3 protein-coding genes are annotated in these 4689 nt (G+C 71.9%); all 3 read left to right on the forward strand.

Going from position 1 to position 4689, the window contains the following annotated elements; genetic code table 11:
• Positions 1-182, forward strand: a 182-nt coding sequence (locus CM1CMNOD_RS05935) for a response regulator transcription factor (RefSeq protein WP_131773881.1), incomplete at its 5' end; no start/stop codon positions are given.
• 657 nt (positions 183-839) lie between these two features.
• Positions 840-1259 carry a hypothetical protein gene (locus CM1CMNOD_RS05940; protein WP_013872771.1) on the forward strand — a complete coding sequence of 140 codons (420 nt, stop codon included), beginning with the start codon at positions 840-842 and terminating at the stop codon, positions 1257-1259.
• Positions 1260-2177: 918 nt separating this feature from the next.
• Positions 2178-4689: nitronate monooxygenase (locus CM1CMNOD_RS05945; protein WP_207387467.1), on the forward strand; the 2512-nt coding region annotated here is incomplete at its 3' end.

Here is a 4689-nt window from a genome sequence, read left to right on the forward strand (position 1 = left end):
GCGGCCGGGAGCAGGCGGTCCTGAGCTATCTGCCGACCATGCTCACCACGGCGGAGATCGCCAGCGAGATGTTCGTCTCGGTGAACACCGTGAAGACCCATCTCAAGAGCATCTACCGTAAACTCGACGTGGCTCGCCGCCGGGACGCCGTGCACCGGGCCCGCGCGCTTCATCTGCTGTGAGCTCGTGCTGTGAGTTCGGGCCTGTGCGAGCCCCGGCCGCTGTGAGTTTCGGCCGGGCCGGGTCGCGTCATCCGGACCGCCCCGGTCGCGCCGGCCACCGGCCACCGGCCACCTTGACGGCACCAACGACAGTAAGCACCGATGGTGGCGGGAACGCCCGGCCGTACGCGAACGGAACGACGTGGGGTGGGCGGAGCCGTCCGCGTGTACGCGGCCTGACGTTGTTGGTCGCGGGTTGTCGGCCTCGGTCCGTCAGCAATGCGCGGCAGTGCGTGAGAATATGGTACCGGCCGCCGCCGTTCCGATAGCCGAAGCGATCGTTGAAAATATGCCGACAATATTTCGGAAGTACGTGGTGGACATGTGGTCGACAGATACCCGGAGCGCGGTTGTCGCGCGATTGTCGTGTGGTTGACGTCGCCGTATCCGCGCCGGCCGTGTCGCCGTGCTGGCGGCTATGGCACATGCTATGAACTGATATGATCTAATTCATCTTCCTCTCACCCCATGGGGAGGATGCGCTACCCGTGGCCGCTGACAGATCTTTGTCCTCGCGGCGCTGGGCGACGGCATCCGATGGTGGGGTGGGCGATGTCGTCTGCGGCGTGGGACCGGCGGCCTCGACCGGTCCGGGGGGACGCGGCCGGGGGTGACGCGATGGACCAGGTATACGACCGGATGAAACTGCCGCTTTCCGGTGTGGAAGTCGAACTGGTGAGTTCGCCAGTGGGTCTTCTGCACTGGCGGCTGAAGTCCGCTGACGATTCCACCACCTGTCTTGACCAGCCGCTCGACCGGACGCCGATTCTCGGCTGGCAGGAAGGCAGCACAGCGGTGGACGGGCGGCATCCGCCGGTGCTCTTCACCGTCGTGTGGGGATCGCTGCTCGGCGGTCGCGGGCCGCTGCGGGTCGTGCTGGTGCGCCGCCGCCGGTTCCGGGCCTCCCAGCGGCACAACCTGGACCCGATAACGCTTGGCGGGGCGTTCTGGATCGCCGAGTCCGAGGGCTCCTTCGACCATCTGGTGGTCTCGGACGGGGCGATCGTCGAGAGCCGTGACCTGCACGCCCCGGTCTGAGCCGGGGACTGCCCGGATGGCCGTGGCCGGTACCGTCACGCTCGGGCACGCAACGCCCGCGCTGGCCGGGCGGCGGGCCACCGCGTGGCCGGCCGCGCTGGTTGTCAGGTGCGTTTTCTCACATCTTCCCGCGGCCCGGTCGGATTCGGATGTAATGATGATCAGCATCGGGGACGGCCGGTCGCGGGAACGTCGGGCGGACGCCTTTGTCAGCGGATTGTCGGCAGCATCGGCGGTATCGGCAGCGTCGGCGATGGTGTCGGGGCGCGGATGGCCGGGCCTGACGAAACCGGGCGTCCCGAAAGCGACCACGGTACCTGCCCTTCCGTGTATGGATAACTGCGCTGTGTCCGCGCCCGGTTTCCGCCGTGTTGCCCGGCCGGTGGGTCCTGCCGGTTGGTTTTCCCGGGGGGCTAAAATTTCCGATACGTATCCGGTGGCACGGTGCCCGCGCCCATGTCCTGCCTGCCCGGGGAAGGAGCTGGTCCGGCACCCGCAAGTGCCGATCTCGGTAAACCGGTGTCGGTCGCCGTTGGTGTCCGTCGCGGACCGTCGGCCAACGATCTGCTGGGAAATGATGTCGACCTTGAAAACTGTCGCCGTTGTGAGTTTCATGATTTTTGGTTGCTTTTTCTGGCATATTATTGTGAATATAATGTGTCGTTGTTGTCCTTTTGTATATGTTTACGGTTCGACTCCCGGGCTCCTCGGCGGGTCGGTCGCGGCACGCCCGCGGCCGTGGCCGTCGGCCCGGCGGCCGGCGAGCGCCGACCGGCCGGCGAGCACACGATCGTCACCGTGGCCGCACACCTGGACACCGGCAGGTATGCCGGTGGGTACCGGGCCGTCCGCCGGCGCAACCCCGGCCCGTGGCGCCGCCGGCGCGCCGACGCGACGGCGGGTCAGGAGGGACCACCCATGAGCACCAGCACGCACCGTAGCCCGCAGGCCCGGACCTCCGGGGCGTCGCGGGCCGGGGCGGCGCGGGTCCCCGGGTCGTCGCGGGACCTCGTCGTCGCCATCACCCCCTTCACCGAGCCTGACGCACGCCTGGTGGCCGCGGTGGCCCGGGCCGGCGGCCTCGGCGTTCTCGACCTGGGGCGGGACGCCGCCGCGCGCGCCGCGCTCGCGGACGCGGCCCGCTGGTCGCGCGGCCCGTTCGGGATACGGGTGCCCGTCGGCTGCGCCACCAGCCCGTGGGAGCTGCCGCCCGAGGTGGACACCGTCGTCCTCGCCACCGGGCCGGCCCACGGGGGGCGGGACGGTGAGTGGGACGTGACGACGGCGGCGGTCGGGCGCCGACGCGTCCTCATCGAGATCACCTCGGTCGCGCAGGCGCAGGTGGCGGCCGCGGCCGGCGCCGACGGCCTGATCGCCCGGGGCGGCGAGTCCGGCGGCCGGGTCGGCGACCTGACCACGTTCACCCTGCTCCAGCACCTGTTCGCCGCCGACGGCCTGGACCTGCCCGTGTGGGCCGCCGGCGGGGTGGGGCCGCACACCGCCGCGGCCGCCGTTGCCGCAGGGGCGGTCGGCGTCGTGCTCGACGTCCAGCTCGCGCTCGTCCGGGAGATGGAGCTGCCGGCCGAGGTCGCCGCCGCCATCCGGGGCATGGACGGCAGCGAGACCACGGTCCTTGCCGGGCACCGGGTGTACGTCCGCCCCGACCTGCCGGTCGTAGGGCTCGCCGGCCAGCAGTTCGCCGGCCCTGGCCAGCAGGTGGACGAGGACACCGACGATGACGCGGTCGCGTACCGTCTCGGCGCCCGTGACCTGCGCGAACAGTTCCTCCCCGTCGGTCAGGACGGCGCCTTCGCCGCGCCGCTGGCCGACCGGTACGTCACCGCCAGCGGCGTTGTCACAGCGGTCCGGGACGCCATCGAGGCCCAGCTCGCCGCCGCGGTCCGGCTCGCCCCGCTCGCCCCGGGCGCGTCCTTCGCCGCCGACCGGGGTCTGCGCGTCCCGGTCGCGCAGGGGCCGATGACGCGGGTCAGCGACCGGGCCGAGTTCGCCCGGGCGGTAGCCGACGGCGGTGGCCTGCCGTTCCTCGCGCTGGCCCTGATGGACGGTGACGAGGCCCGCGCCCTGCTCGAACAGACCCGCGCCCTGCTCGGGGACGCGCCATGGGGGGTGGGGATCCTCGGCTTCGCCCCGCCGGAGATCCGTTCGGCCCAGCTCGATGCCATCGGGGAGATCCGCCCGCCCTGCGCGCTGATCGCCGGCGGGCGTCCGTCCCAGGCGGCGTCCCTGCAGTCCGCCGGTGTCGACACCTTCCTGCACGTGCCCTCGCCGGGGCTGCTCGGCCGGTTTCTCGCCGCCGGGGCCCGCAAGTTCGTCTTCGAGGGACGCGAGTGCGGCGGCCATGTCGGCCCGCGGGCCAGCTTCCCGCTGTGGGAGAGCCAGATCGCCGGGCTGTTGGCGTACGGCGAGCAGGTGTCCGTCGCCAGCGGCCGGTCCGCGGCCAGTGCGTTCTTCGAGGGCCTGCACGTGCTGTTCGCCGGCGGTGTGCACGACGAACGGTCCGCGGCGATGGTCGCGGCGGCTGCCGCGCCGCTGGCCGACCGCGGTGCCCGGATCGGGGTGCTGATGGGTACCGCGTACCTGTTCACCGCCGAGGCGGTCAACTCCGGCGCGATCCTGCCCGGTTTCCAGCGGACGGCGCTGGACTGCGACGGCACCGCCCTGCTGGAGACCTCGCCGGGGCACGCCACCCGCGCCGCCCGGTCACCTTTCGTCACCACGTTCGCCGGGCGGCGGGCCGAGCTGCTTGCCCAGGGACTCGCCCCCGCGCAGGTGTGGGAGGAGCTGGAACAGTTCAACCTCGGCCGGTCGCGGATCGCGAGCAAGGGCCTGCGCCGCGACCGCGGCCGGCTGGTATCCGTCGACGAGGACGTCCAGCGTAACGACGGTATGTTCATGATCGGCCAGGTGGCGGCGCTGCGGTCGGAGCCGACCACGGTGGCTGCCCTGCACGCCCAGGTGAGCGAGGGCGCCACCCAGACGCTGGTCGACCGTCTCGCCGCTCTCGGCATCGACCCCGACAGCGACATCCCCGACAGTGACATCGACACTGATCGCGACATCGATGCTGATACCGACGTCGGCGCGGCGCTCGGGCAGCCGGCCCGGCCGGGCGCCACGACACAGGCGGGTGCCAGGGCACGGACGGGTGCCAGGGCACGCGGACGTGGACGCGGCCGCCGCCGCGAGACCGCCCGTCCGCTGGACGTGGCCGTCATCGGCATGGCCTGTGTGTTCCCGGGCGCCGCCGACACCGCCGAGTACTGGGCCAACGTGCTCGGGGGCGTCGACGCGGTCACCGAGGTGCCGCGCAGCCGCTGGGACGCGGACCTCTACCACGCTCCCGTCCAGACCCCTGACCAGCGGGCCTCTGGTGGCCCGGATTCCGGGCCACCAGAGGCCCGCTGGTCAG

The organism is Protofrankia symbiont of Coriaria myrtifolia, assembly GCF_900634755.1.
In the GTDB taxonomy this organism is placed as follows: Bacteria; Actinomycetota; Actinomycetes; order Frankiales; family Frankiaceae; genus Protofrankia; species Protofrankia coriariae.